This is a genomic window from Mycolicibacterium mageritense (genome assembly GCF_010727475.1).
GTDB lineage: Bacteria > Actinomycetota > Actinomycetes > Mycobacteriales > Mycobacteriaceae > Mycobacterium > Mycobacterium mageritense.
In genome coordinates, this window is sequence record NZ_AP022567.1 from 4,699,811 (window position 1) to 4,723,210 (window position 23,400).

General features: G+C 67.4%; 21 protein-coding genes, 2 pseudogenes and 1 riboswitch. Of the genes and pseudogenes, 9 read left to right on the forward strand and 14 right to left on the reverse strand.

Annotation, left to right across the window (positions count from 1 at the left end):
• Nucleotides 1-195 precede the first annotated feature (195 nt).
• On the forward strand, nucleotides 196-2,433 hold the full coding sequence (locus G6N67_RS22585) for an NADP-dependent isocitrate dehydrogenase (protein WP_036428775.1): 2,238 nt from the start codon (nucleotides 196-198) through the stop codon (nucleotides 2,431-2,433).
• Between the two features lie 113 nt (nucleotides 2,434-2,546).
• The gene (locus tag G6N67_RS22590) at nucleotides 2,547-3,767 is read left to right on the forward strand and encodes an NADP-dependent isocitrate dehydrogenase (protein ID WP_036428774.1); all 1,221 of its coding nucleotides are present in this window, start codon (nucleotides 2,547-2,549) and stop codon (nucleotides 3,765-3,767) included.
• On the opposite strand, the gene G6N67_RS22595 is transcribed toward G6N67_RS22590, so the two are convergent.
• Nucleotides 3,764-4,597: an epoxide hydrolase EphH gene (locus tag G6N67_RS22595; RefSeq protein ID WP_036434288.1), complete on the reverse strand. Its 834-nt coding sequence runs from the start codon at nucleotides 4,595-4,597 to the stop codon at nucleotides 3,764-3,766. The genes G6N67_RS22590 and G6N67_RS22595 overlap by 4 nt on opposite strands.
• Before the next feature lie 76 nt (nucleotides 4,598-4,673).
• Between G6N67_RS22595 and G6N67_RS22600 the strand changes: the two genes are divergently transcribed.
• Entirely contained in the window at nucleotides 4,674-5,486 is an 813-nt protein-coding gene (locus tag G6N67_RS22600; RefSeq protein WP_396899079.1) for an exodeoxyribonuclease III, read from the forward strand.
• On the opposite strand, the gene G6N67_RS22605 is transcribed toward G6N67_RS22600, so the two are convergent.
• Nucleotides 5,474-6,094, reverse strand: coding sequence for a TIGR03086 family metal-binding protein (locus tag G6N67_RS22605; protein ID WP_036428772.1), 621 nt, complete (start codon nucleotides 6,092-6,094; stop codon nucleotides 5,474-5,476). The genes G6N67_RS22600 and G6N67_RS22605 overlap by 13 nt on opposite strands.
• A gap of 51 nt (nucleotides 6,095-6,145) precedes the next feature.
• Between G6N67_RS22605 and G6N67_RS22610 the strand changes: the two genes are divergently transcribed.
• The 3 genes from G6N67_RS22610 to yhjD are packed head-to-tail and all read left to right on the forward strand — an operon-like array spanning nucleotide 6,146 to nucleotide 8,645.
• Nucleotides 6,146-6,568, forward strand: a complete 423-nt coding sequence (locus G6N67_RS22610; RefSeq protein WP_036428769.1) for a MarR family winged helix-turn-helix transcriptional regulator — start codon at nucleotides 6,146-6,148, stop codon at nucleotides 6,566-6,568.
• Between the two features lie 24 nt (nucleotides 6,569-6,592).
• Nucleotides 6,593-7,603: a tryptophan--tRNA ligase gene (gene trpS, locus G6N67_RS22615; RefSeq protein WP_036428768.1), complete on the forward strand. Its 1,011-nt coding sequence runs from the start codon at nucleotides 6,593-6,595 to the stop codon at nucleotides 7,601-7,603.
• Nucleotides 7,604-7,625: 22 nt separating this feature from the next.
• On the forward strand, nucleotides 7,626-8,645 hold the full coding sequence (yhjD, locus tag G6N67_RS22620; protein WP_036434284.1) for an inner membrane protein YhjD: 1,020 nt from the start codon (nucleotides 7,626-7,628) through the stop codon (nucleotides 8,643-8,645).
• Nucleotides 8,646-8,648: 3 nt separating this feature from the next.
• On the opposite strand, the gene G6N67_RS22625 is transcribed toward yhjD, so the two are convergent.
• On the reverse strand, nucleotides 8,649-8,966 hold the full coding sequence (locus G6N67_RS22625; RefSeq protein WP_036428766.1) for a DMT family transporter: 318 nt from the start codon (nucleotides 8,964-8,966) through the stop codon (nucleotides 8,649-8,651).
• A gap of 12 nt (nucleotides 8,967-8,978) precedes the next feature.
• Nucleotides 8,979-9,043: riboswitch (guanidine-III (ykkC-III) riboswitch) on the reverse strand.
• Between G6N67_RS22625 and G6N67_RS22630 the strand changes: the two genes are divergently transcribed.
• Nucleotides 9,029-9,934: a nitronate monooxygenase gene (locus G6N67_RS22630; RefSeq protein ID WP_407663290.1), complete on the forward strand. Its 906-nt coding sequence runs from the start codon at nucleotides 9,029-9,031 to the stop codon at nucleotides 9,932-9,934. Its footprint overlaps the riboswitch before it by 15 nt.
• A gap of 74 nt (nucleotides 9,935-10,008) precedes the next feature.
• On the opposite strand, the gene nagA is transcribed toward G6N67_RS22630, so the two are convergent.
• The 4 genes and pseudogenes from nagA to G6N67_RS22650 all read right to left on the reverse strand — a co-directional run bounded on the left by nagA (nucleotide 10,009) and on the right by G6N67_RS22650 (nucleotide 14,311).
• On the reverse strand, nucleotides 10,009-11,208 hold the full coding sequence (gene nagA, locus G6N67_RS22635; RefSeq protein WP_051578433.1) for an N-acetylglucosamine-6-phosphate deacetylase: 1,200 nt from the start codon (nucleotides 11,206-11,208) through the stop codon (nucleotides 10,009-10,011).
• Nucleotides 11,205-12,212: an SIS domain-containing protein gene (locus G6N67_RS22640; RefSeq protein WP_051578432.1), complete on the reverse strand. Its 1,008-nt coding sequence runs from the start codon at nucleotides 12,210-12,212 to the stop codon at nucleotides 11,205-11,207. The genes nagA and G6N67_RS22640 overlap by 4 nt, the downstream gene beginning before the upstream one ends.
• Before the next feature lie 29 nt (nucleotides 12,213-12,241).
• Nucleotides 12,242-13,152, reverse strand: a pseudogene (locus G6N67_RS22645) (N-acetylglucosamine kinase).
• A pseudogene (locus tag G6N67_RS22650) lies at nucleotides 13,149-14,311 on the reverse strand (MFS transporter). The pseudogenes G6N67_RS22645 and G6N67_RS22650 overlap by 4 nt, the downstream one beginning before the upstream one ends.
• Nucleotides 14,312-14,522: 211 nt before the next feature.
• Here G6N67_RS22650 and G6N67_RS22655 point away from each other — a divergent pair.
• Nucleotides 14,523-15,236: a GntR family transcriptional regulator gene (locus G6N67_RS22655; protein ID WP_036428761.1), complete on the forward strand. Its 714-nt coding sequence runs from the start codon at nucleotides 14,523-14,525 to the stop codon at nucleotides 15,234-15,236.
• Between the two features lie 14 nt (nucleotides 15,237-15,250).
• Here G6N67_RS22655 and G6N67_RS22660 read toward each other — a convergent pair whose 3' ends face one another.
• From G6N67_RS22660 to G6N67_RS22690, 7 genes are all read right to left on the reverse strand, one after another.
• Entirely contained in the window at nucleotides 15,251-16,486 is a 1,236-nt protein-coding gene (locus G6N67_RS22660) for a glycosyltransferase (RefSeq protein WP_036428758.1), read from the reverse strand.
• A complete protein-coding gene (locus tag G6N67_RS22665; RefSeq protein WP_036428757.1) occupies nucleotides 16,487-16,735 on the reverse strand; it encodes a F0F1 ATP synthase subunit C in 249 nt (82 codons plus the stop codon).
• Nucleotides 16,725-17,375 carry a TetR/AcrR family transcriptional regulator gene (locus G6N67_RS22670; protein ID WP_036428756.1) on the reverse strand — a complete coding sequence of 217 codons (651 nt, stop codon included), beginning with the start codon at nucleotides 17,373-17,375 and terminating at the stop codon, nucleotides 16,725-16,727. Before G6N67_RS22670 ends, G6N67_RS22665 begins: the two co-directional genes overlap by 11 nt.
• 168 nt (nucleotides 17,376-17,543) lie before the next feature.
• Nucleotides 17,544-18,761 carry a D-alanyl-D-alanine carboxypeptidase family protein gene (locus G6N67_RS22675; protein WP_036428755.1) on the reverse strand — a complete coding sequence of 406 codons (1,218 nt, stop codon included), beginning with the start codon at nucleotides 18,759-18,761 and terminating at the stop codon, nucleotides 17,544-17,546.
• 68 nt (nucleotides 18,762-18,829) lie between these two features.
• Nucleotides 18,830-19,816: an SMP-30/gluconolactonase/LRE family protein gene (locus G6N67_RS22680; protein WP_036428754.1), complete on the reverse strand. Its 987-nt coding sequence runs from the start codon at nucleotides 19,814-19,816 to the stop codon at nucleotides 18,830-18,832.
• A 70-nt stretch (nucleotides 19,817-19,886) separates the two neighbouring features.
• Nucleotides 19,887-21,272, reverse strand: a complete 1,386-nt coding sequence (locus G6N67_RS22685) for an aspartate aminotransferase family protein (protein ID WP_036428752.1) — start codon at nucleotides 21,270-21,272, stop codon at nucleotides 19,887-19,889.
• Nucleotides 21,269-21,787, reverse strand: coding sequence for an Lrp/AsnC family transcriptional regulator (locus tag G6N67_RS22690; protein ID WP_036434279.1), 519 nt, complete (start codon nucleotides 21,785-21,787; stop codon nucleotides 21,269-21,271). Before G6N67_RS22690 ends, G6N67_RS22685 begins: the two co-directional genes overlap by 4 nt.
• A gap of 122 nt (nucleotides 21,788-21,909) precedes the next feature.
• On the opposite strand from G6N67_RS22690, the gene G6N67_RS22695 reads away from it, so the two are divergent.
• The gene (locus tag G6N67_RS22695; protein ID WP_036428751.1) at nucleotides 21,910-23,397 is read left to right on the forward strand and encodes a gamma-aminobutyraldehyde dehydrogenase; all 1,488 of its coding nucleotides are present in this window, start codon (nucleotides 21,910-21,912) and stop codon (nucleotides 23,395-23,397) included.
• Nucleotides 23,398-23,400 lie beyond the last annotated feature (3 nt).

Here is a 23,400-nt window from a genome sequence, read left to right on the forward strand (position 1 = left end):
TACGGCGCGCCTGACCGCCTGTTCAGCTGCGTCGTCTGCGTGGGCGCCCACGCCGGCAAACCCGCTGAAGGTGGCCGCACCAAAAAGCTACTGGTCAGTAGCCAAATGTTTCACCGACCCCGTCGCACGCGAACGTGTTCCCACCGCGATACTGATAGCCGCCGAGAATCGAAACTGACGTCGGGAGTACAACACATGAGCGCCGAGCAGCCGACCATCATCTACACGCTGACCGACGAAGCCCCGCTGCTGGCGACATACGCCTTCCTGCCGGTGATCCGCACGTTCGCCGAAGCGGCCGGAATCGATGTCAAGACCAGCGACATCTCCGTGGCAGCACGCATCCTCGCCGAGTTCGGCGACTACCTGACCGACGAGCAGCGTGTCCCGGACAATCTGGCCGAGCTGGGCGAGCTCACGCAGAAGCCCGAGGCCAACATCATCAAGCTGCCCAACATCAGCGCCTCGGTGCCGCAGCTGCTGGCTGCCATCAAGGAGCTCAAGGCCAAGGGCTACGACCTGCCGGACTACCCCGGCGAACCGAAGAACGACGACGAGAAGAAGATCAAGGAACGCTACGCCAAGGTGCTCGGCAGCGCGGTGAACCCCGTTCTGCGCGAAGGCAACTCGGACCGGCGTGCGCCCAAGGCGGTCAAGGAGTACGCGCGCAAGCACCCGCACAGCATGGGCGAGTGGTCGCAGGCGTCGCGCACCCACGTGGCCACCATGAAGGGCGGCGACTTCTACCACGGTGAGAAGTCGATGACGCTGGACAAGGACCGCAAGGTTCGCATGGAGCTGGTGACCAAGTCCGGCGAGACCATCGTGCTCAAGCCCGAGGTCGCGCTCAAGGACGGCGACGTCATCGACAGCATGTACATGAGCAAGAAGGCGCTGTGCGACTTCTACGAGGAGCAGATCGAGGACGCCTACAAGACCGGCGTGATGTTCTCGCTGCACGTCAAGGCCACCATGATGAAGGTGAGCCACCCCATCGTGTTCGGTCACGCCGTCAAGGTGTTCTACAAGGACGCGTTCGCCAAGCACCAGAAGGTGTTCGACGAGCTCGGTGTCAACGTCAACAACGGCATGTCCGACCTGTACGCCAAGATCGAGGCGCTGCCCAACTCGCAGCGCGAAGAGATCATCCGCGACATCCACGCCTGCCACGAGCACCGTCCCGAGCTGGCCATGGTGGATTCGGCCAAGGGCATCACGAACTTCCATTCGCCCAGCGACGTGATCGTGGACGCCTCGATGCCCGCGATGATCCGGCTCGGCGGCAAGATGTACGGCGCCGACGGCCGCACCAAGGACACCAAGGCCGTCAACCCCGAGTCGACGTTCAGCCGCATCTACCAGGAGATGATCAACTTCTGTAAGACCCACGGCCAGTTCGACCCGACCACCATGGGCACGGTGCCCAACGTGGGCCTGATGGCGCAGAAGGCCGAGGAGTACGGCAGCCACGACAAGACGTTCGAGATCCCCGAGGACGGTGTCGCCAACATCGTCGACAACGACAGCGGCGAGGTGCTGCTGACGCAGAACGTCGAAGAAGGCGACATCTGGCGCATGCCGATCGTGACCGACGCCGCGATCCGCGACTGGGTCAAGCTGGCCGTCACGCGCGCGCGGCTGTCCGGCATGACCGTGGTGTTCTGGCTCGACACCGAACGCCCGCACGAGGCCGAGCTGCGCAAGAAGGTCAAGACCTACCTCAAGGACCACGACACCGAGGGCCTGGAGATCCAGATCATGCCTCAGGTGTGGGCCATGCGGTACACCCTGGAACGCGTCATCCGCGGGCAGGACACCATCGCCGCGACCGGCAACATCCTGCGCGACTACCTGACCGACCTGTTCCCGATCCTGGAGCTGGGCACCAGCGCCAAGATGCTCTCGATCGTGCCGTTGATGGCAGGCGGCGGCATGTACGAGACGGGCGCGGGCGGTTCGGCCCCCAAGCACGTACACCAGCTGGTGGAGGAGAACCACCTGCGGTGGGACTCGCTGGGTGAGTTCCTCGCCCTGGGCGCCAGCCTGGAGGATCTCGGCAACAAGACCGACAACGCCAAGGCCAGGGTGCTGGCCACGACGCTCGACGCCGCGACCGGAAAGCTGTTGGAGGAGAACAAGAGCCCGTCGCGCAAGACCGGTGAGCTCGACAACCGCGGCAGCCAGTTCTACCTCGCCCTGTACTGGGCCCAGGAGCTGGCCAACCAGACCGAGGACAAGGAACTGGCCGAGCACTTTGCGCCGCTCGCCAAGACGTTGGCCGAGAACGAGGCGACCATCGTGTCCGAGCTCAACCAGGCACAGGGCAAGCCGGTCGACATCGGTGGCTACTACTACCCGGACAGTGAGAAGACGACCGCGGTGATGCGTCCGAGCGAGACGTTCAACTCGGCGCTGGCCTCGGCCCACAAGTAGCCCGCCCGGACGGGGTGCGGCCGCCCGCCGGCTGTACCCCTTTCCGGACCCTCCGGTGCTTGTAATGTGGCGCGCGAGCCACGAACACGTCGAGCCGGAGGATCACGCCGTACATGTCCAAGATCAAGGTCGAAGGCACGGTCGCCGAGCTCGACGGTGACGAGATGACTCGCATCATCTGGCAGATGATCAAGGATCAGCTGATCCTGCCGTACCTCGACATCGATCTGGACTACTACGACCTCGGCATCGAGCACCGCGATGCCACCGACGACCAGGTCACGATCGACGCGGCCAACGCCATCAAGCGGCACGGCGTGGGGGTCAAGTGCGCGACCATCACGCCCGACGAGGCGCGCGTCAAAGAGTTCAACCTCAAGAAGATGTGGCTGTCGCCCAACGGAACCATCCGGAACATCCTGGGCGGCACCATCTTCCGTGCGCCCATCGTGATCAAGAACGTGCCGCGGCTGGTTCCCGGCTGGACCAAGCCGATCATCATCGGCCGCCACGCGTTCGGCGACCAGTACCGCGCATTCAACACCAAGGTCGACAAGCCCGGCACGTTCACCGTGACGTTCACCCCGGACGACGGCAGCGAGCCCATGGTGCACGATGTCGTCGAGATCCCCGAGGGCGGCGGCGTCATCATGGGCATGTACAACTTCCGCAAGTCCGTCCAGGATTTCGCGCGGGCATCGTTTTCCTATGGGCTGCAACAGAACTACCCGGTGTACCTGTCGACCAAGAACACCATCCTCAAGGGCTACGACGGGATGTTCAAAGACGAGTTCCAGCGCATCTTCGACGACGAGTTCAAGGCCGAGTTCGACAAGCGCGGCCTGACCTACGAGCACCGGCTCATCGACGACATGGTGGCCTCGTGCCTCAAGTGGGAGGGCGGCTATGTCTGGGCCTGTAAGAACTACGACGGTGATGTGCAATCGGACACCGTCGCACAGGGTTACGGCTCTCTGGGCTTGATGACCTCGGTGCTCATGACGCCGGACGGCAAGACCGTGGAGGCCGAGGCCGCGCATGGCACCGTCACCCGGCACTACCGCCAGTTCCAGCAGGGCAAGCCCACGTCGACCAACCCGATCGCGTCGATCTTCGCGTGGACCCGGGGCCTCGAGCATCGCGCCAAGCTGGACAACACCCCGGATGTCGCGCGGTTCGCCGAGAGCCTGGAGCGGGTCGTGATCGATACGGTCGAGGGTGGCGCGATGACCAAGGATCTGGCGCTGCTGATCGGTCCGGAGCAGGCGTGGCAGACCAGCGAGGAATTCCTCAACACCATCGCCGGTCAGCTCAAGCGGGCACTGGAGGCCTAACCCGTCGCGCGCGCCTGGTCGGTGTGGCTGTCGACGAACTCGGTGATGAGCTTGGTGATGCGGTCGGGCGCCTCGAACATCGGCACGTGCCCGACGCCGTCCAACGTCGTGACGACCGCGTCGGCGGCGAGGCTGTTGGTGAAATGCCTGGTGAACCGCGGCGTCGGCAGCACCCGGTCCTTCTCGCAGATCACCAGGTGGGTGGGTGTGCGCGAGTCGGCGATCTCCATGAGCCCCGCCGTGGTCAGTGCCTTGACCATGAGCTTGAAGTACGCAGGGCAGTGCGCCAGGTCATCGATCAGATCGCGCCGGTCGCTGTCGGTGATGCCGTCGGGGGTGGCGCTGACCGCCAGGTAGGCGATCTGCCGGGAGAACGGCAACCGCAGAATCCGCTCTCCGAACAGGGTGGCGGCCAATACGATTGGCATCCCGGCCATGAACTTGGCGATGATCTCGTACTTCGCGGGCGTGAAGCGGGCCCAGCCGCCCGCGGGCGCGATACCCGTCAGGGTGCGGGCACGGCCGCGGCGTTCCAGTTCGAACGCGACCCAACCGCCCAGTGAGTTGCCGACGATGTGCGCGGTGCACCAGCCGAGTGCGTCCAGGCGCCGCTCGACGTCATCGGCCAGGGTGGCGACGTCGAGCAGGAGCGGCGCGTGTGGGCCGCCGTGGTGGCCTGCCATGGTCGGGGCGAACACGTCGTAGCGGCCCGTGTCGGCGAGTTGCGGTGCGACGTACTTCCACACGCTCTGGGACAGCAGGAACGGGTGCAGCAACAGGATCGGCTCCCCGTCCGGAGTGCCCAGGTGTATCGGTGCGCGTTCGGCCATGCCGCCCGACATTAAGGCGATACCGCCGGTACCGCAAGAGGCCACCCGTGACTGTCGGTGGCCACCGGTACGGTCTATGGGCGTGAGTCCTCTGACCGTCACCACCATCAACGTCAACGGCATCCGGGCCGCGGTCAAGCAACGGTCCACCGACAACCTCGGCCTGCTGCCGTGGTTGAAGGAGACGACGGCCGACGTGGTGTGTCTGCAAGAAGTCCGGGCCGACGACGAACAGTTGGCCGATGCGCTCGCCCCCGCACTGGCCGACGGCTGGAACCTCGCGTCGGCCGAACCTCATGTGAAGGGCCGCAACGGTGTTGCGGTGTTGTCTCGGCACCCGATCGACGCGTCGCGGCGGCTGGTGTCCGACGAGTTCGCCGCGCACGGCCGTTACCTCGAGGTCGACACCGCCGACGTGACGGTGGTGAGCATGTACGTGCCGACGGGGGAGGCCGAGACCGACCGGCAGCTGGAGAAGGAGCGGTTCATGGCGACCGTCGCGGCCCGCATGGCCGAGCTGCGTCGTAAACGGCGGGACGCCGTGGTGTGCGGCGACTGGAACATCGCGCACACCGAGAACGACATCAAGAACTGGAAAGGCAACCTCAAGAAGTCGGGCTTCCTGCCCAGTGAGCGGCAATGGCTCACCGATCTGCTGGCCACCGGCTGGGTCGACGTGGTGCGGCAGCTGCACCCCGATGTCGCGGGCCCGTACAGCTGGTGGTCCTGGCGTGGCAAGGCATTCGACAACGACGCCGGCTGGCGCATCGACTACCACCTGGCGACGCCGAAGCTGGCGCAGCGCGCGATCGCGGCGCGGGTCGAGCGGGCCGAGGCCTACGCGCTGCGCTGGTCGGACCATTCCCCGGTGACGGTTCAGTTCGGCTGACGCCAATCCGGGCGCCTGCCGAGGTGGGCCAGCAGACGGTCGAAATCCGTTGTCGCCGCAGTGTTCACCGCATGCGCGAACGGAGAATTCGCGGCGTCGCGGATGTCGCCGTCCGGAATCGCCATGACCAGTGGCAGCACGGCCGCCACGACGTCGGCAGGCAGGTCGTACGGCACGCCAAGGGCGGCCGCGACGTCCCAGCCGTGCGCCACGTAGTCCACGAAATGGAAGCCGATCGCCATGGCGCCGGGGAACGTCGCGCCCGGCCCGAACTCGGGTAGCGCGAACGTGGCCTCGGGCACTCCCTCGGCGGCGAACGCGTCGAGCACGTCGCGGGCTGCCGCGGCGTAGGCGCCCGCCGGGTCGGCCCGCACCGCGTCGGCGACCGTTTCCGGGCGCCAGACCGCGTCGTCGGCGCCGTTGCCGCGCGCCGCGGCCGCGAAGCCGCGGTGTTGCACGGTCATATGGGTGAGCAGGTCGGCGAGTGTCCAGTCGGAGCACGGAGTCGGCCGCGACAGATCGTCGGGTTGCACGGTGTCGACGAGCTCGATCGATCGGAGTACGGCGGTTCGGTGGTGGGTGCGAATGTCCGCTTCAATAGTAGGCATGCGCTTACGATAAGCGCATGCACATAATATGGCAACGCTTACGCTGGTCCCATGTCGAAACGCCCGGACCTGGCGGCCATGATCGCCCCGCTGATGCGGGAGCTGATGGCCGCCGAGGAGCCCGTGCTGGCCGCCCACGGCCTGACCATGTGGGGATATGTCGTACTGCTGGCGCTGGACCGGTCGTCGATGCGAACGCAGGCCGCGCTGGCCGACTCGATCGGCGCAGACAAGACCAGGATCATTCGCACGCTCGACGAACTGCAGCGGCAGGGTTTCATCGAGCGGGAACCCGACCCCGATGACCGGCGGGTACGCCTGCTGGCGATCACCGAGGCGGGCCGAGCGGTCAAGGACGCGGCGCAGCGGGAGATCCAGCGTGGCGAGGAACGTTGGCTGGGCCAGCTGACCGCTGAGGACCGTGCGGTGTTCCTGCGGGTGCTGCGCCAGCTGACCCGCGAAGAAACCGGATGACGCCAGTGCGAAAATCGATCCATCATGAGTAGCAAGCAGGTCGTATTCTCCGGCGCCCAACCCACGTCCGATTCCCTTCACCTCGGCAATGCGTTGGGGGCCGTCACGCACTGGGCCGAGCTTCAACACGACTACGACGCGTTCTTCTGCGTCGTCGACCTGCACGCCATCACCGTCCCGCAGGATCCCGAGACGCTGCGCCGCCGCACGCTCGTGACCGCCGCGCAGTATCTGGCGTTGGGCATCGACCCGGCCCGGGCGACCGTGTTCGTGCAGAGCCACGTGCCGTCGCACACCCAGCTGGCATGGGCATTGGGCTGCTTCACGGGCTTCGGGCAGGCCTCGCGCATGACCCAGTTCAAGGACAAGTCCCAGAAGCAGGGCGCCGATGCCACCACGGTCGGCCTGTTCACCTATCCGGTGCTGATGGCCGCCGATGTGCTGCTCTACGACACGCACCTGGTTCCGGTCGGTGAGGATCAGCGCCAGCATCTGGAACTCGCGCGCGACCTCGCGCAGCGGATCAACTCCCGGTTTCCCGACACGTTCGTGGTGCCCGAGGCGATGATCCCCAAGGCCACCGCCAAGATCTACGACCTACAGGATCCGACGGCGAAGATGAGCAAGTCCGCCACCACCGACGCCGGGCTCATCAACCTGCTCGACGACCCCAAGGCCACGGCCAAGAAGATCCGCTCCGCGGTCACCGACAGCGAACGCGAAATCCGGTTCGATCAGGAAGCCAAGCCGGGCATTTCCAACCTGCTGACCATCCAGTCGGCGATCACCGGCACCGATGTCGACAAGCTCGTCGACGGCTACGCGGGCCGCGGATACGGCGATCTCAAGAAGGACACCGCTGACGTGGTCGTCGATTTCGTGACACCCATCAAGACCAGGGTCGACGAGCTGCTGGCCGACACCGCCGAACTGGAGGCCGTGCTGGCCGCAGGCGCGCGGCGGGCCAGGGAAGTGTCGGGCAAGACCGTCGAGCGGGTCTACGACAGGTTAGGGTTTCTTCAGCAAACATCGTGAACGCCGGCACGGGAGGGTGGCCGTGAACGACGAGGAGAAACCGGGGATCGTCGACCGGCTGCGGGCTCGATACCGCTGGTTCGACAGGGTGATGCGGGCGCAGGAGCGCTACAACGAGTGCAACGGCAACTTCTACGCTGCGGGCATCACGTACTTCACCATCTTTGCCCTGTTCCCCCTGCTGATGGTCGGGTTCGCCGCGGGCGGGTTCGTGTTGGCCAGCCGGCCCGACCTGCTCGCCGAGCTCGAAGACCGGATCCGCGGTGCCGTATCGGGGGATCTGGGCCACCAACTGGTCACGCTGATGGACTCGGCCATCGCGTCCCGTGGCACGGTCGGTGTGATCGGCCTGGCGACCGCGGCCTGGGCGGGCCTGGGCTGGATCGGAAATCTGCGTGAGGCGCTGAGCCAGATGTGGGAGCAGCGCGTCGAGAAGAACGGATTCGTCGGAACCAAACTCTCCGACCTGTTCGCACTGGTGTCGGCCTTCCTCGCCATGGTCGTCACCATCGGGCTCACCGCGCTCGGCGACCCTGCGCTGATGCGCAAGGTGCTGCGCTGGATCGGGCTCGGTGACGTCGCCGCGTGGGGCGGTGGCCTGCGGGTGCTGTCCATCCTGGTGTCCGTCGGGATTTCCTGGCTGCTGTTCACCTGGATCATCGCCCGGCTGCCCCGTGAGTCGGTGAGCTTCCGGAGCTCGGTCCACGCCGGGTTGCTCGCCGCCATCGGATTCGAGATCTTCAAACAGGTCGCGTCGATCTACCTGCAATCGGTGCTGCAGGGGCCCGCAGGCGCGACGTTCGGCCCGGTGCTGGGTCTGATGGTTTTCGCCTATGTCACGGCCCGGCTGATCCTGTTCGCGACGGCGTGGGCGGCGACGTCGAAAGAGAGCCTCGAAGCCATGCCGGTCCTGCCGCCGGACCCCGCGCAGATCGTCACCCGCCTGCAGGTCCACGAGGGCATCGGCGTGTCCGGCGCGCTGGCCGCCGCCGCGATGGGAGCCCTTGGTGCGCTGGGTCTTTCCCGGATATGGCGGCGTTAGGCGTCAGTGCGTGACGAGCTTGAGGCCGACGATGCAGCCGATCACGCCGAGGATGAGCAGCACCTTGAGCAGCGACGCGCCTTCCGCGCCGGTGAGCATCGCGTAGCCGACGGTCAGCGCGGCGCCGACGCCCACCCAGACGGCATAGCTGGTTCCCGGCGGCAGGGTGCGCATCGCGATTGCCAGGCCGCCCATCGAAAAGAACAGCGCCACACCGAAAACCACCGACGGTGTCAGCCGGGTGAAACCGTCGCTCTTGCTCAGCGCGGTTGCCCAGACGGCCTCCAGGACACCCGACACGATGAGAATGAGCCACGCCATGAGGAAACCTCCAAGGCTCCGTCTTGTCGCTGGCCGGGTACGGTGCCGCCTCGTCCGGTGCCATGTGCAGGCAATGTCAGTGTAACAACGCCGTAACATCACTGATTGTGACCCTGGCAACCACGTGGTCGACGGCGATGCGCCTCGACGTACCAATTGTGAACGCTCCCATGGGCGGTGCGGCCGGTGGTCGCCTGGCCGCCGCGGTGTCGACGGCGGGCGGGCTGGGCATGGTCGGGATGGGCAGTTCGGCCACACCTGAGCAGCTGAAGGCCGAACTCGCCGCGCTGGGGGAGCTCAGCCGACCGTTCGGCATCGGTCTGGTGCACTGGGTGATGCAGGACCGACCGGAGTTGCTCGACATGGCCGTAGCCGCGCGACCCGCCCTGCTCAGCGTCAGCTTCGGTGCGGACTGGGCCTGGGTCGCGAAAGCGCACGATGCGGGTGTCCGCGTCGCGACCCAGGTCGCGACCGTCGAGGCTGCACGCCGCGCCGTTGACGCCGGCGTGGATGTCGTCGTCGCGCGGGGCGCCGAAGGCGGCGGGCACGGCGAACCCACGGTCGGAACGCTGCCGCTGCTGTGCGATGTGCTCGACGCCGTCGATGTGCCGGTGCTCGCCGCCGGCGGAATCTCGTCGGCGCGTGGCGTGGCGGCGGTGTTGGCGGCCGGAGCGGCGGCCGCCTGGGTGGGCACGGCCTTCGCGGCATGCGTCGAGGCGTTGACGCCCGAAGCCGCGCGCGAGGCGCTGCTGGCCGCCGACGGCGACGCCACCGAACTGACCAGCGAATACGACGTTGCCGCCGGATACCGTTGGCCCGCAAGCATTCCTGAACGGGTTCTGCGTGGCTCACCCGTCAACGCCGGCCAGGGCGTCGGCGCGGTGCGTCACACCGTCGGGGCCGCCGACGTGGTGGGCTCACTGCGCGACGGCGCGGCGGCGCTGCTGGGGCGCTGGTCGGCGTCCTGAGCGACGATGGCCGCCAAACCGCCGAGAGCGGGCGGCGGTTTGGCGGTCGACAATGGATTTAACCTCAGCGGCAATTAGTTGTCAGGAGTTCTGGCAAATTTCTTGTCGTCTTCGAAAACAACCCATTCGCCAGTGGCCATGACGGCGGTCACCTGAAGGTCGCCGTCGAGCACCACCAGGTCGGCGGCCAGCCCCGGTGCCAGCCTGCCGACCTCGTCGAGTCCCAGGGTCCGCGCGGGTGTCGTCGCCGTCATGGCGACCGCGGCGGCCAGTGCGCCGTTGTCACCCGCGTCGGCGACGGCGGCGCGGAAGATCCGGTCCATCGACGCGGTGCTGCCCGCGATGGTGGACTGCCCGCGCACCCGCGCGACGTGGTCTGCCACGTCCACGTCGAGGGTGCCGAGCCGGAAGGAGCCGTCGGGAAGACCCGCTGCGGCCATCGCATCGGTGATCAGTGCCACCCGGCCGGGACCGGTCGTGGCGACGACGTGGCGTAACAGCGCGTCGTGCACGTGCACGCCGTCGGCGATCAGCTCGACGGTCACGCGGGGATCCTCGAGCAGGGCCAGGGCGGGTCCGGGGTCGCGGTGGTGTAGCGGGCGCATCGCGTTGAACACGTGCGTGCCGACCGTGGCGCCCAAGTCGATCGCGGCCCGGGCCTGATCGTAGCTCGCATCGGTATGTCCAACGGCGACAACGACTCCCGCCGCCACCAAGCGTTCGATGGCGTCGGAGCTTCCGGGCAGTTCGGGTGCCAGCGTGACCATACGGATCGCGCCGTCGGCCGCGCCGAGCAGGCTGTCGATCTCGGCAGGGTCCGGATTGCGCAACTGGCTGGCGTCGTGCGCGCCGCAGCGTGCCGAGCTCAGCCACGGGCCTTCCAGATGGATACCGGCGACCACGCCGGCCCGCGTCGCGTCGGTGAGGGCCGCCACCTCGGTGCGCAGATCGGTGGGCGAGGCCGTGACCAGGCTGGCCAACGTGGTCGTGGTGCCGTGTTCGCGGTGAAACCTTGCGGCCCGGACGATCTCGTCGGCCACGCCGTCCGTGTAGGACGCGCCGCCACCCCCGTGCACGTGGATGTCGACAAAACCGGGCACCACGATCGCGTCGGCGAAGTCGTGGTCCGGTCGCCGGGGCGGGGTGCCGGATCCCACGGCGACGATGCGGCCTGCCGTGGGCTGAGCCGACAATCCCGCTGGTGCCGTCTCGACCCAGCCGGGCCGGTGCACCCCTTCGGCGGTCACCACGGTGCCCGCCGCGATCAGTGTCATAGCGTCTCCGTGACCTTCCGCAGCCCGCGCGGCTGGTCCGGATCACCGCCGCGGGCGAGCGCGAGGTGCAGCGCAAGCTGTTGCAGCGGAAGGATTTCCAACAGCGGGGACAGTTCGTCGGGCACACCTGAGGGTAGCGTGATCCCGCCCGCCAGTCCGGTGAGCGCCGCGGCCGCGCCGACCCCGAACACGTCGGCGTTGCGTTCGGCCAGGCGTTCCAGCACCGGCCCCATCGCCTGCCCGCCTGCGCCCTCGGGGACGACGGCCAGCACCGGAACCTGCGGATCCACGGTGGCCAGCGGACCGTGCAGCAGGTCGGCGCCCGAGAAGGCCTGTGCCGACAGGTAGGACGTCTCCATCAGCTTGAGCGCGGCTTCGCGCGCGGTCGGGTACGAGTAGCCCCGCGCGGTGGTGATGAGCCGCTGCGCGAACCGGTACCGCTGGGCGACCTCGCGCACCAGCTCACCCGAGCCGAGCACATTCTCACCGAGGTCCGGCAAGGCGTCGACGTCGTCGGTGCCGCGGCCGAGCAGTAGTTGCAGCGCCAGCAGCTCGGCGGTGTAGGACTTGGTAGCGGCCACCGAACGCTCGGCGCCGGCCAGTACGTCGACGTGGATCTGCGCCGCCGCGGCCAGATCCGACGCGGGGTTGTTGGTGACGGCGACCGTGAGCGCACCTTGCTTGCGCGCGACTTCCACCGAGCGCACCAGATCGGGCGAACCACCCGATTGGCTCACCGCGACGTAGAGCACATCGCGAAGATCGGGACGCGCGTCGTAGACCGTCATGGTCGACGGGGACACCAGCCCGGCGGGTAGGCCGTGGTTGATCTCGACGAGGTACTTCGCGTAGAGCGCGGCATGGTCACTGGTGCCGCGGGCCACGAAGAGCACGAACCGGGGTTGGGCCGCCGCGATCTCGGCTGCGGCAGCGCGGATGCGGTCACGGCCCTCGTCGAGCAGCCGGCGCCAGACCTGCGGCTGCTCGGCGATCTCGGCGGCCATCAGCTGGCCGGGGGCGGTTGAATCAGGGCTCACTTCGTCTCCTTGTCGGCGTCACATTCCAGTAGTAGTCGTTGGGCGAGTTCTACGGCACCCCGAACCGGGTCGACCGAGAGCACTCTGACATCGGTGAACTGTTGCTCGGTGAGTCGTTGGCGCACGGCTTTCTGCAGGGCGGGCTGGTGCACCGCAAGGCCGCCCGCTAGCACCACCGGACCTTTCGATCCCAGCCGGTTTCCGACCGCGACCGCCAAGCCGGCCAGGGCGGCGCCCGCTTGGTCGACGATCTGGCGGCTGACCACGTCGCCGTCGCTGGCCAGTTCGAACACCACGCGGGCCCGGCCCGCCCAGTAGCGCCGGTCGGGCTGGGCGTAGAAGTGGTCGAGCAGCTGGCCGGGAACTGCAGGCCGCAGTCGGCGGCCAACTGCTGGCCGAGGCGGTCGGCGGGCTCGCCGTGATCCACGCGGGTGAGGCTGCGTCGCACCGCTTCCCGGGCCACCCAGTAACCGCTGCCTTCGTCGCCGAGCAGGTAGCCCCACCCGCCGGTGCGGGTCTGCCGGTCACCCCGGCGGCCCCATGCCACCGAGCCGGTGCCCGAGATGAGCGCGATGCCGTCCATCACGCCTGCGGCGGCGAGGATGAGCTGGCTGTCGTGCACCACGCGGACCCGCGCACACGGTAGGCGCACGGCGAGCAGGTCGCGCAGCCGGGCCTCGGCGGCCGGGGTCTCCACGCCGGCCGCTCCCGCGCAGACCGCCCGGATTCCGTTGGCGCCGAGGCGGTCCAGGATGACGTCGAGCTGACGACCGGCTTCCTCGATTCCCACCGACGAGATGTTGGCGCTGCCGGCCAGGGCCTCGGCGGTGACGATGCCGTTCTCGACACGCACGGCCTGGGTCTTGGAGCCGCCGATGTCGAATCCGAGTACCGCGGGCGTTGTCACTTGGTCACCGTCTCGGCGGCCGGGGACTCGGCCGGCCACGTGCCGCCGTTCTCCCAGAAGTGCCGGATATCTTCGAGCTGGCGGCCCTTGGTCTCGGGGGCGAAGCGGTACACGAAGATGAAGGCCAGCAGGGCCAGTGCACCGAAGACCACGAATGTTCCAGAACCGCCCAGGGTTTGGAGCATGGTGAGGAAGAAGCCCGCGACGATCGCGTTGGCCACGAGGTCCGAGGTCAGCATGGCGCTCGACCCCATCGACCGCAGCCGCGACGGGAAGCTCTCACCCGCATACACCCACACCAGCGCACCGAACCCGAACGTGAAGCCGACCGTGAACAGCACCGGTCGACGAGCACCAGCGACACGAACACCGCGATCAACGCGGCGACCTGGACCAGGGCGGGCAGGATCAGCAGGGCGAAGTTGCCCTGGAAGCCCATGGCCTCGAACAGCTTGGGGCTGTAGTAGACGATCGCGTTGATGCCGGTGATCTGGATGAAGAATCCCAGCACGACGACGAAGACCGTGGCGCGCCGGTAGGGCGGCCGCAGCATTTCGCGGATGGCCCCGCCGCTCTCCTCGTTGAGCGCACGGCTCATCTCGGCGATCTCCGCGTCGACGTCGGCGTTCGGTTCGACGCGCTGCAGGGCCCGGCGGGCCTCGTCGACGCGGCCTTTGAGCATGTACCAGCGTGCGGTGTCGGGCATGCGCAGCAGGATCAGGGTGACCACGATGGCGGGGACCGCGGCCAGCCCGAGCATCCAGCGCCAGCCTCCGGTGCCGGCCAGGGCATAGGCCGCCAGGTAACCGATGATGATGCCGACCACGGTGGCCACCTGGTAGGCGACCAAGAGTGATCCGCGGATGTTGGCGGGGGACGATTCGGCGACGAAGACCGGGACCACCACGACCGAGACGCCGATGGTCAGGCCCAGCAGCAGGCGGGCCACCAACAGCATGGGGACCGATACCGAAAGCGCGCACATCAGCGCGAACGTGGCGTAGGTGGCGCCGACCAGCACCATGGACTTCTTGCGGCCGATCCGGTTGGCCAGCCAGCCGCCGATGATCGCACCCGCGATCTCGCCGATCACCACCATGGTGGTGATCCACTGGACGCCCGCGGTGTCGAGGTCGAATTCCTTGGGGATGAACAGCATTGCGCCGGCGATGTTGGACAGGTCGTAGCCGTAGATGACTCCGACGCTCGCCGCGGCGACGCCCACCAGCAGGCCCAGTCGCGAGGGTGATCGGGTTTCGGTATTGCCCACTGGCGGTTCCTCTCACTGGGGGCTAATTGGTATACGCCAATTTGATGCAGGTAAGATTGGCATACACCAATTTGGCCCGTCAAGAGGTAAGTTGAAACTGATGTCCGAACCAGCTGCCCCGACCGCTCCACCTCGGTATTTCCAGGTCAAACTGGCGCTTGCCGAACTCATTGCCGGCCTCGACCGCGGGGTTTCGCTGCCGCCCGAACGCCAGCTCGCAGAACAGCTCGGCACGTCGCGCACCACGCTGCGCAAGGCGCTCGCCGAACTCGCAGGCGAAGGCGTGCTGCGTCGCACGCAGGGCAGCGGCAACTTCGTCGCCCCGCCCAAGGTGGTTCACGTCCGCCAGCTGTCGTCACTCACCGACGACCTGAAAGCCGAAGGGATGCAGGCATCTTCACAGATCCTCGGGCTGCAACGGGTACGCGCCGAGGCTGCCGTCGCCGAGCATCTGGAGATCGCTCCCGGGGAGCGTATCCACCTGCTGACGCGGCTGCGCCTGGTCGACGGCGAACCGTTGGCCATCGAAGAGGCGCACCTGCCGGGCGCGCTGCCGCGGCTCGAGGCGCACCTGACCGAGAAGGGTTCGCTGTACGCCGCGATGCGGGATTGCTACGACCGCGTCGTGCACTCCGTGGAGGACACCGTCGAGACCGCGCTGGCCACGCCGCACCAGGCCGAGTTGTTGGGGATCGCGACCGGGCAACCGCTGCTGCTGGTACACCGCACGAGCCGTGACGAGGCCGGCAACGTCATCGAGTGGACCAGGTCGGTGTACCGCGGCGACCGCTTCCGCTTCGTCGCGCGGGCCTGATTTTCTCGGCCGAGTCAGGCGAGCAGTTCCTCGACGAGTTTGAGCACCCGGCCCGCGCCGTCCTCCGCTTGCATATGGTCAGACACCCGCGCAGCGTTGGTCCGGAACCCGTTGTCGGTCATCGCCGCCCGAATCGCCGCGCCGAGGTTCTCGGAGGTGAGCCGACGCTGCGGTATCGGGGCCGGGCTCGCCCCAAGCTCGGCGAGCCGACGCGCCCAGAACGGCTGGTCACCCATCGCAGGCACCGCGACCGCGGGGACGCCCGCACGCAATCCGGCCGCGGTCGTGCCGGCCCCGCAATGATGGACCACTACGGCGGCCCGGGTGAACAACCAGTCGTGCGGCACCTCACCCACGCACAGCACGTCGTCACCCGCCACGTCCAAGCCCGCCCATCCTGACTGGACCACTGCACGCGCGCCCGCGACCTGCACCGCGTCCCGGATCACACCCGAGATTTTCTCGGCCGCGGCCCTGCTGTTGACCGTGCTGCCGAAGCCGATGACAACCGGGGCTGGCCCGGCGTCGAGGAAAGCGGTCAGTTCGGCGGACGGCTGCCATCCGGACGGACGGGCCGGCCACCAGTAGCCCACGACCTCGATGCCCGGGCGCCAGTCCGCGGGCCGCGGCAGGACCGTGGGGGAGTAGCCGTACAGGATCGGCCAACGGGCATCCGTGCGTTGTCGTCGTAGGCTCCGCGCGGGCACGTTCGGCAGCTCGAGCTCGGCCCGAAAACCGTTGATGGTCTTGCCGTACAGCGCATCGAGTACGGTTTCGCCGACTCGTGCGGCGGCCCGGTTTGTGCGCCGGCCGGCCGACCACGCGCCGAGCACGGAGGGTGGATGATCCCCGGTTGCCGACAACGGTTGCAGCCGCACGCCGACACTGGGAATGCTCAGCGCCTCGGCGAGCGGGTGGCCGGCCGGTTCGGCGAACGGCGACAGCAGCAGCACATCGAAAGGTTCGTCATGCACCGCTGCGAGCACCTGGCTGCCCAGTGCCCGCATGCCGCTCGGAGACAGAAACCTGGCCAGGCCCTTGACCGCGTCGAGCGGAGACACATCGCCGAGGGCGGCACCACCGTCGGCGAGTGGCCGGAAATCCAGTCCGCAGCCGATCACCAACTCGGCGAACATCTGGTAGGCGACCATGGTCACGCGGTGGCCCGCGTGCTGCAGTCGTACGCCCAATCCTGTCAGCGGCGCGACGTCGCCGTGGCTGCCGATAGCGATGATGCCGATGGTCGCCATCTAGCCACCCGGGGTAGCGAACACGAACAACGCCATGAATGCGATGTTGATGAAGAACGTGGCCTCCACCAAACTGACCGTGATGAGAAACGGTGTGAACAGCCGGGACTGAGCTTCGGGCTGCCGTGCCACCCCGGCGATGAACTGAGACCCGGCCAGTCCGTCGCCGATGCCTGCGCCGATTGCGCCGCCCGCCAACACGATGCCCCCGGCCAGCAGCGCATGACCCATCAGTGCGTCACTCGCCATGGGCTACCCCCTGTCTCGCGGTGGCCATCTCGAAAACCTCGACAAGCGCTTCACCGTGCCCGATCACGTCGTACTCGGCATCGCGCGCGTACTCCTGCGCAGCACTGTCGAGGGCGCCGCGCAGGATGTTCTTCATCAAAAGCGGAGGAACATCCCGGAATTCGCCGCTGCGCACGCCCTGGTCGAATATCGCCAGCGGGTCGAGAGCGGCGAGATCGCCGGTCGGCGGATGTTCCTGCACGGCCTTCGCGGCGGCCTGGTCGAGTCGCAATCCGTCGGCGTCGCGATAGCCGGCCATGAGTTCGAGCATTGCGACTGCAGCTGACCGATTCGCCGCGACGAATGCCACGTTGGCTCTGATGTAGGCGGAGAGTTTCGCCGCCGAGGTGTTCTCCGCGCGCACGGCAGGCACGATGACCGCGGCACCACGGTTGAAGATCTCGGCGAACACCGCGTCGACCACCTCGGACTTCTTGGTGAAGTGATACAACACAACGCTTTTCGCGACACCGATGTGTTCGGCGATGCGGGCCAGGGAGGCCTGCGCGTAACCGGACTCGGCGATTACCTCCAGTGCCGCATCGACGATCTGGCGGCGTCGCGCTTGCTCGGTGAAGGTTGGAACGCGTTCAGACCGCATGGTCTGAGATTAGACCGATCGGTCAGACAATCGCAAGGATCCTCCGCCCGGCAGTCCCCCGCATGCGGGCGGTACCCCCAGTGGCGGTACACCAAATCGCGCGAAATGGGGTATCGCGGCGTCTGCTCGGCAGAGAAGTCCGGCCGGGAAGTCTGGCAGGGGGAGAACTCAGTGCAGCGGGCGGCGGTTCAGTGACCGGGCGCCCATCATCAGCGCGAACACGATGATGGCGCCGACGATCGCGACGCCCACGCGCACCGGCAGGGTGTCGGCGTCAGGCAGGACCGACGCGGCCTGCGCGGCCGACGGCTCGTCGGCCTTCGGTGCCGTGAGGGAGGGGTCCGGTTCGACGAGCGTGCCGACCTTGGTGCCGGGAGGTGTCGCGAAGCCGTAGTCGAGCAGGCGAGCGGCTTGTTCCCACGGCGCGATCGGTACGCGGGTGCCCTTCATGAGCACAGCCACCAGCCGGCGGCCGTCGCGATCGGCGGCGCCGACGAAGGTCTGCCCGGCATCGTCGGTGTAACCGGTCTTGCCGCCCAGCGCGCCCGGGTAGTTGTACAACAGCTTGTTGTCGTTCTCCACCGGATAGGGCGGATTGCCGTCGCGCCCAGGGAAATCGAACGTCTGGGTGGCGACGATGTCGGCGAATACCGGGTTCTGCCAGGCGTATCGGTAGAACAGCCCGATGTCGTAGGCCGACGTGCTCATGCCGGGGCCGTCGAGGCCTGACGGTGTCGCGGCGCGGGTGTCACGCCCACCGAGCTTGCCTGCCAACACATTCAGCTTCTGCAGTGCGGCGTCCATGCCGCCGAGCTGCATGGCCAGGGCGTGCGCGGCGTCGTTGCCGGAGTGCATGAGCAGCCCGTGCAACAACTCGTTGATCGTGTACTGGCCGCCGGGGCCGACGCCGACGCGGGTGCCTTCGGCATTCGCGTCCTCCTGGGTGCCGGCAACCCGCTTGTTGAGGTTGAGCTCGTTGAGCGCGGCGGTGGCCACCAGCACCTTGATGATGCTCGCGGGGCGGTGCCGCCCGTGCGGATCCTTGGCGGCGATGACGTCTCCGGTGTCCAGGTCGGCGACGAGCCAGGCCTCCGCGGAGACGTCGTTGGGCAGCGGCGGTGTATCGGGTGCCGTGATCACGCCGCAGCTGCCGAGCGCGTCGCCGCCCATCGGCTTGGCGGGCACGGGCAGGGGACCGGGGGTGGGGTCGCCCGGTTTGGGCACCTCCGATGCGTCCACCGCGGGTGGCGTCGTCACGCGGTACGGGCAATCGGGGGCCGGATCAGCGCCCGCCACACCGGCGGTCATCACGGCGGGTACCGCCATCACTGCCAGTGCCGCGCATGCCGCAAGCGCGCGCTTCGAAGTACTCCGCCAGGTCGCCATCGTGTCCGAAGGTTAGGCGATCGAGCCCCGGATTCCGGTTTGCCACGCTGTGACGCGTGTGACTGATGTTAAAGATGGGTGTATGCGAGCGCGGGATACTCGATGCTCGACATCCATAATCTGCCGTCGCTCTCCACGACGCCCGTGACGACGCCGAAGTCTGGATGCGTCATGCGGACACCGCCGGTCGGAGCCCCGGTGTCCGGGTCGAACGCCACCACCCACACCTGCGGTTTGATGCGCGGCTGCAGCGCATCGGGCAGTCGCCAGACGAGCTGACGCAGCAGTGGCGAGAGCGGTGCCAGCTTCTCGGCCGCGGCGTTGACGGGGCTCACCAGCGCGACCCAGATGCGGCCGTCGGAGCCGGTGGAGATGTTGTCGGGCATGCCGGGTAGGTGCTCCGCCAGCGGTGTCACGGTCCCGGTGGCCGGTCCGCTCAACCAGTACTTGGAGAGCCTGCGGCCTTGGGTCTCGGCGAACACCAGCGCAGAGCCGTCGGCGGTCACGGTGACGCCGTTGGTGAAGTAGAGCCCGGTGACGAGGGTGGTCACTGTGCCGTCGGTGGCCAACCGGAACAGGCTGCCGCGGCCGCGCGCCTCGAGGATCGCCCCGGCGAAGTGCTCGTAGTGGAACTTGCTGGTGGACTCGGTGAAATAGATTGTGCCGTCGGAGGTCTCGGTGACGTTCGAGCAGAACATCAAGGGACGGCCTGCCACCGATGAGACCAACGTGGACAGTGCCCCGGTGTCCGGGTCCAGCGCCAGCAGCCCTCGGTGGCTGTCGCAGATCAGCACGCGCCCGTCACTGGCGACGTGCAACCCGAGTGGACGCCCTCCGGTGTCGGCCACCACCGCCGCGGCGCCGTCTGGCGAGACACGCACGATCCTGCCGTCGACCAGACCCGTCCACAGCTGTCCGGCCGCATCGACGACGACGTCTTCGGGTGCGTCGCCGGGCATCGGCACCACGGTCAACCGGGCGGGCGGATATTCCGGGAGCGTGCCGACGGGTGGCGGGGTCCAGCGGACCGGATCGATCGGTGGTTTACGTGCCATCCGCTTGACGCTACGCCCGAAAAGACAACGGCCGGACGGTTTCCCGCCCGGCCGTTCCTGACTTCACGTCTTACAGCAGCTTGCCCGCCTCACCCAGCACGCTGTGCAGGATGTCGTAGATCGCGTCGAACTCGGCCTGCCCGCTGATCAGCGGCGGCGCGAGCTGGATCACTGGGTCGCCACGGTCGTCGGCGCGGCAGTACAGGCCGGCCTCCCACAGCGCGGGGGTCAGGAATCCGCGCAGCAGCCGCTCGGACTCTTCGTCGTTGAACGTCTCCTTGGTGGTCTTGTCCTTGACCAGTTCGATGCCGTAGAAGAATCCTTCGCCACGGACATCGCCGACGATCGGCAGGTCGTAGAGCTTCTCCAAGGTGGCCCGGAACGCAGGAGCGGCTTCCTTGACGTGGTTGTTGAGGCCCTCGCGCTCGAAGATGTCGAGGTTGGCCAGCGCAACCGCGGACGAAACCGGGTGTCCGCCAAAGGTGTAGCCGTGGCCGAAGGTCGTCTTGCCGTCGTTGAACGGTTCGAACAGCCGGTCGCTGGCGACCATCGCGCCGAGCGGCGAATAGCCGGACGTCAGACCCTTGGCGCTCGTGATGATGTCGGGCACGTAGCCGAAGTCGTTGCACGCGAACATCGATCCGATGCGGCCGTATGCGCAGATCACCTCGTCGGATACCAGCAGCACGTCGTACTGGTCGCAGATCTCGCGTACCCGCTCGAAGTACCCCGGCGGCGGCGGGAAGCATCCGCCCGCGTTCTGCACCGGCTCGAGGAACACCGCGGCGACGGTGTCGGGGCCCTCGAACTCGATGGCCTCGGCGATCCGGTCGGCACAGTAACGCCCGAAAGCCTTCTCGTCATGCGCGTATTCGGCAGGCGCACGGTAGAAGTTGGTGTTGGGTGCGCGGAATCCGCCAGGGGTCAGCGGCTCGAACGGAGCCTTGAACGCCGGGATGCCGGTGATGGCCAGCGCGCCCTGCGGCGTGCCGTGATAGGCGATCGAACGCGAAACCACCTTGTGCTTACCGGGTTTCCCGGTCAGCTTGAAGTACTGCTTGGCCAGCTTCCATGCGCTCTCCACGGCTTCGCCGCCACCGGTGGTGAAGAACACGCGGTTCAGATCACCCGGTGCGAATCCGGCGACACGCTCGGCCAGCTCGATGGCCGGTGGCGTGGCGTAGGACCACAGCGGGAAGAAGGACAGTTTCTCGGCCTGCTTGGCGGCGGCCTCGGCAAGTTCCTTGCGGCCGTGGCCGACCTGGACGACGAACAGGCCCGACAGTCCGTCGATGTAGCTCTTGCCCTTGTCGTCGAAGATCCGGACACCTTCGCCGCGGGTGATGATGGGCGGTGTGATGCCTTCACCATGGCGGGCGAAGTGCCCCCACAGGTGCCGGTTGGCTTTTGCGGCGAGATCGGCCGATGCCGTCTCGGTGGTATCAGCGATTGTCATCGAGTTCCCCAATTATATTGCTGCTTAACAAGTTTCAAATACACAAGCGTTTCGGTGGATATCACTCCCGGCAATGCACGGATTTTGGTGTTGAGGAGTTCGAGCAGGCTGTCGTCGTCCTCGCAGACCACCTCGACGATGGCGTCGAAGGATCCTGCGGTCAGCACGACGTAGTCGACCGATTCGATGTCGGCCAGCTTCTCGGCGAGCTTCAGCGTGTCACCGGTGCACCGGATGCCGATCATGGCCTGCCGGGCGAACCCGAGCTGCAGCGGATCGGTCACCGCGACGATCTGCATGACGCCGGCGTCGACCATGCGCTGCACGCGCTGGCGCACCGCGGCCTCCGACAGCCCGACGGCTTTGCCGATGCCCGCGTACGAGCGTCGGCCGTCGGCCTGCAACTTCTCGATGATCGCTTTCGACAATTCATCGAGCTGGAAGGCGGCTCCCGGCCGAGAATGGTTCACGCGCAACGGGACGGGCTGAAGGTCGTGACCATCAGGATTGGTCATGCTCCGATTGTGCACGGAATCCGTCGTTTTAGGCAACCTAATCGATGAATTCACGCGTCTGAGGGGGCTCCGGCTGTCGTATTGCGTAGCAATCCGGTACGGCGATCGGTTAGCGTTGGGCCATGAGTGTTGCGGTGAATCTCGCGAGCAGCTGGATCGACGGGGCCCCGGTCGCGACCGGCGGCCAAACACACCGGATCATCGATCCGGCGACCGGTGACGGCGTTGCCGACTATGCCCTGGCGACCCCGGCAGACGTGGACATCGCGGTCGCCGCGGCCCGCAAGGCATTGCCGGAATGGTCGGGTGCAACGCCCGCCGAGCGTTCCGCGGTGCTCGCCAAACTCGCGAAACTGGCCGACGAACACGCCGACCAGCTGATCGCCGAGGAGGTCAGCCAGACCGGCAAGCCGGTGCGCTTGGCCACTGAGTTCGACGTCCCCGGCAGCATCGACAACATCGACTTCTTCGCGGGCGCGGCGCGGCACCTGGAAGGCAAGGCGACCGCCGAATACTCGGGCGACCACACGTCGAGCATCCGGCGGGAAGCCGTCGGCGTCGTCGCGACCATCACGCCGTGGAACTATCCGCTGCAGATGGCGGTGTGGAAGGTCATCCCCGCGCTGGCGGCCGGCTGTTCGGTTGTCATCAAGCCCGCCGAGATCACGCCGCTGACCACCTTGACGCTGGCGCGCCTGGCCACCGAGGCCGGCCTGCCCGACGGCGTGTTCAACGTGGTGACGGGCGGCGGCGCGGACGTCGGAACTGCCCTGGCCGGTCATCGCGACGTCGACGTCGTCACGTTCACGGGCTCGACCGCCGTCGGCCGCAAGGTCATGGCCGCCGCGGCCGTGCACGGCCACCGCACCCAGCTGGAGCTGGGCGGCAAGGCCCCGTTCGTGGTGTTCGACGATGCCGACCTCGACGCCGCGATCCAGGGCGCGGTGGCCGGCGCGCTGATCAACACCGGCCAGGACTGCACCGCGGCCACCCGGGCCATCGTGGCTCGTGACCTGTACGACGACTTCGTCGCAGGTGTCGCCGAGGTGATGAGCAAGATCGTGGTCGGCGATCCGCACGATCCGGACACCGACCTCGGCCCGCTGATCTCGTTCGCACATCGCGACAAGGTGGCGGGCATGGTCGCCCGGGCTCCCGAGCAGGGTGGCCGGATCGTCACCGGTGGGGTCGTGCCGGACCTGCCGGGATCGTTCTACCGCCCCACGTTGATCGCTGATGTCACCGAATCCTCAGAGGTGTACCGCGACGAGATCTTCGGCCCGGTGCTGACGGTGCGGCCGTTCACCGATGACGACGACGCCATCCGGCAGGCCAACGACACCGAATACGGCCTGGCCGCCTCGGCGTGGACCCGCGACGTGTACCGCGCGCAGCGGGCGTCGCGCGAGATCCACGCGGGTTGCGTGTGGATCAACGACCACATCCCGATCATCAGCGAGATGCCGCACGGCGGTGTCGGTGCGTCCGGGTTCGGCAAGGACATGAGCGATTACTCGTTCGAGGAGTACCTCACCATCAAGCACGTGATGAGCGATGTCACGGGTGTCGCCGAAAAAGACTGGCACCGAACGATATTCACCAAGCGGTAGCGC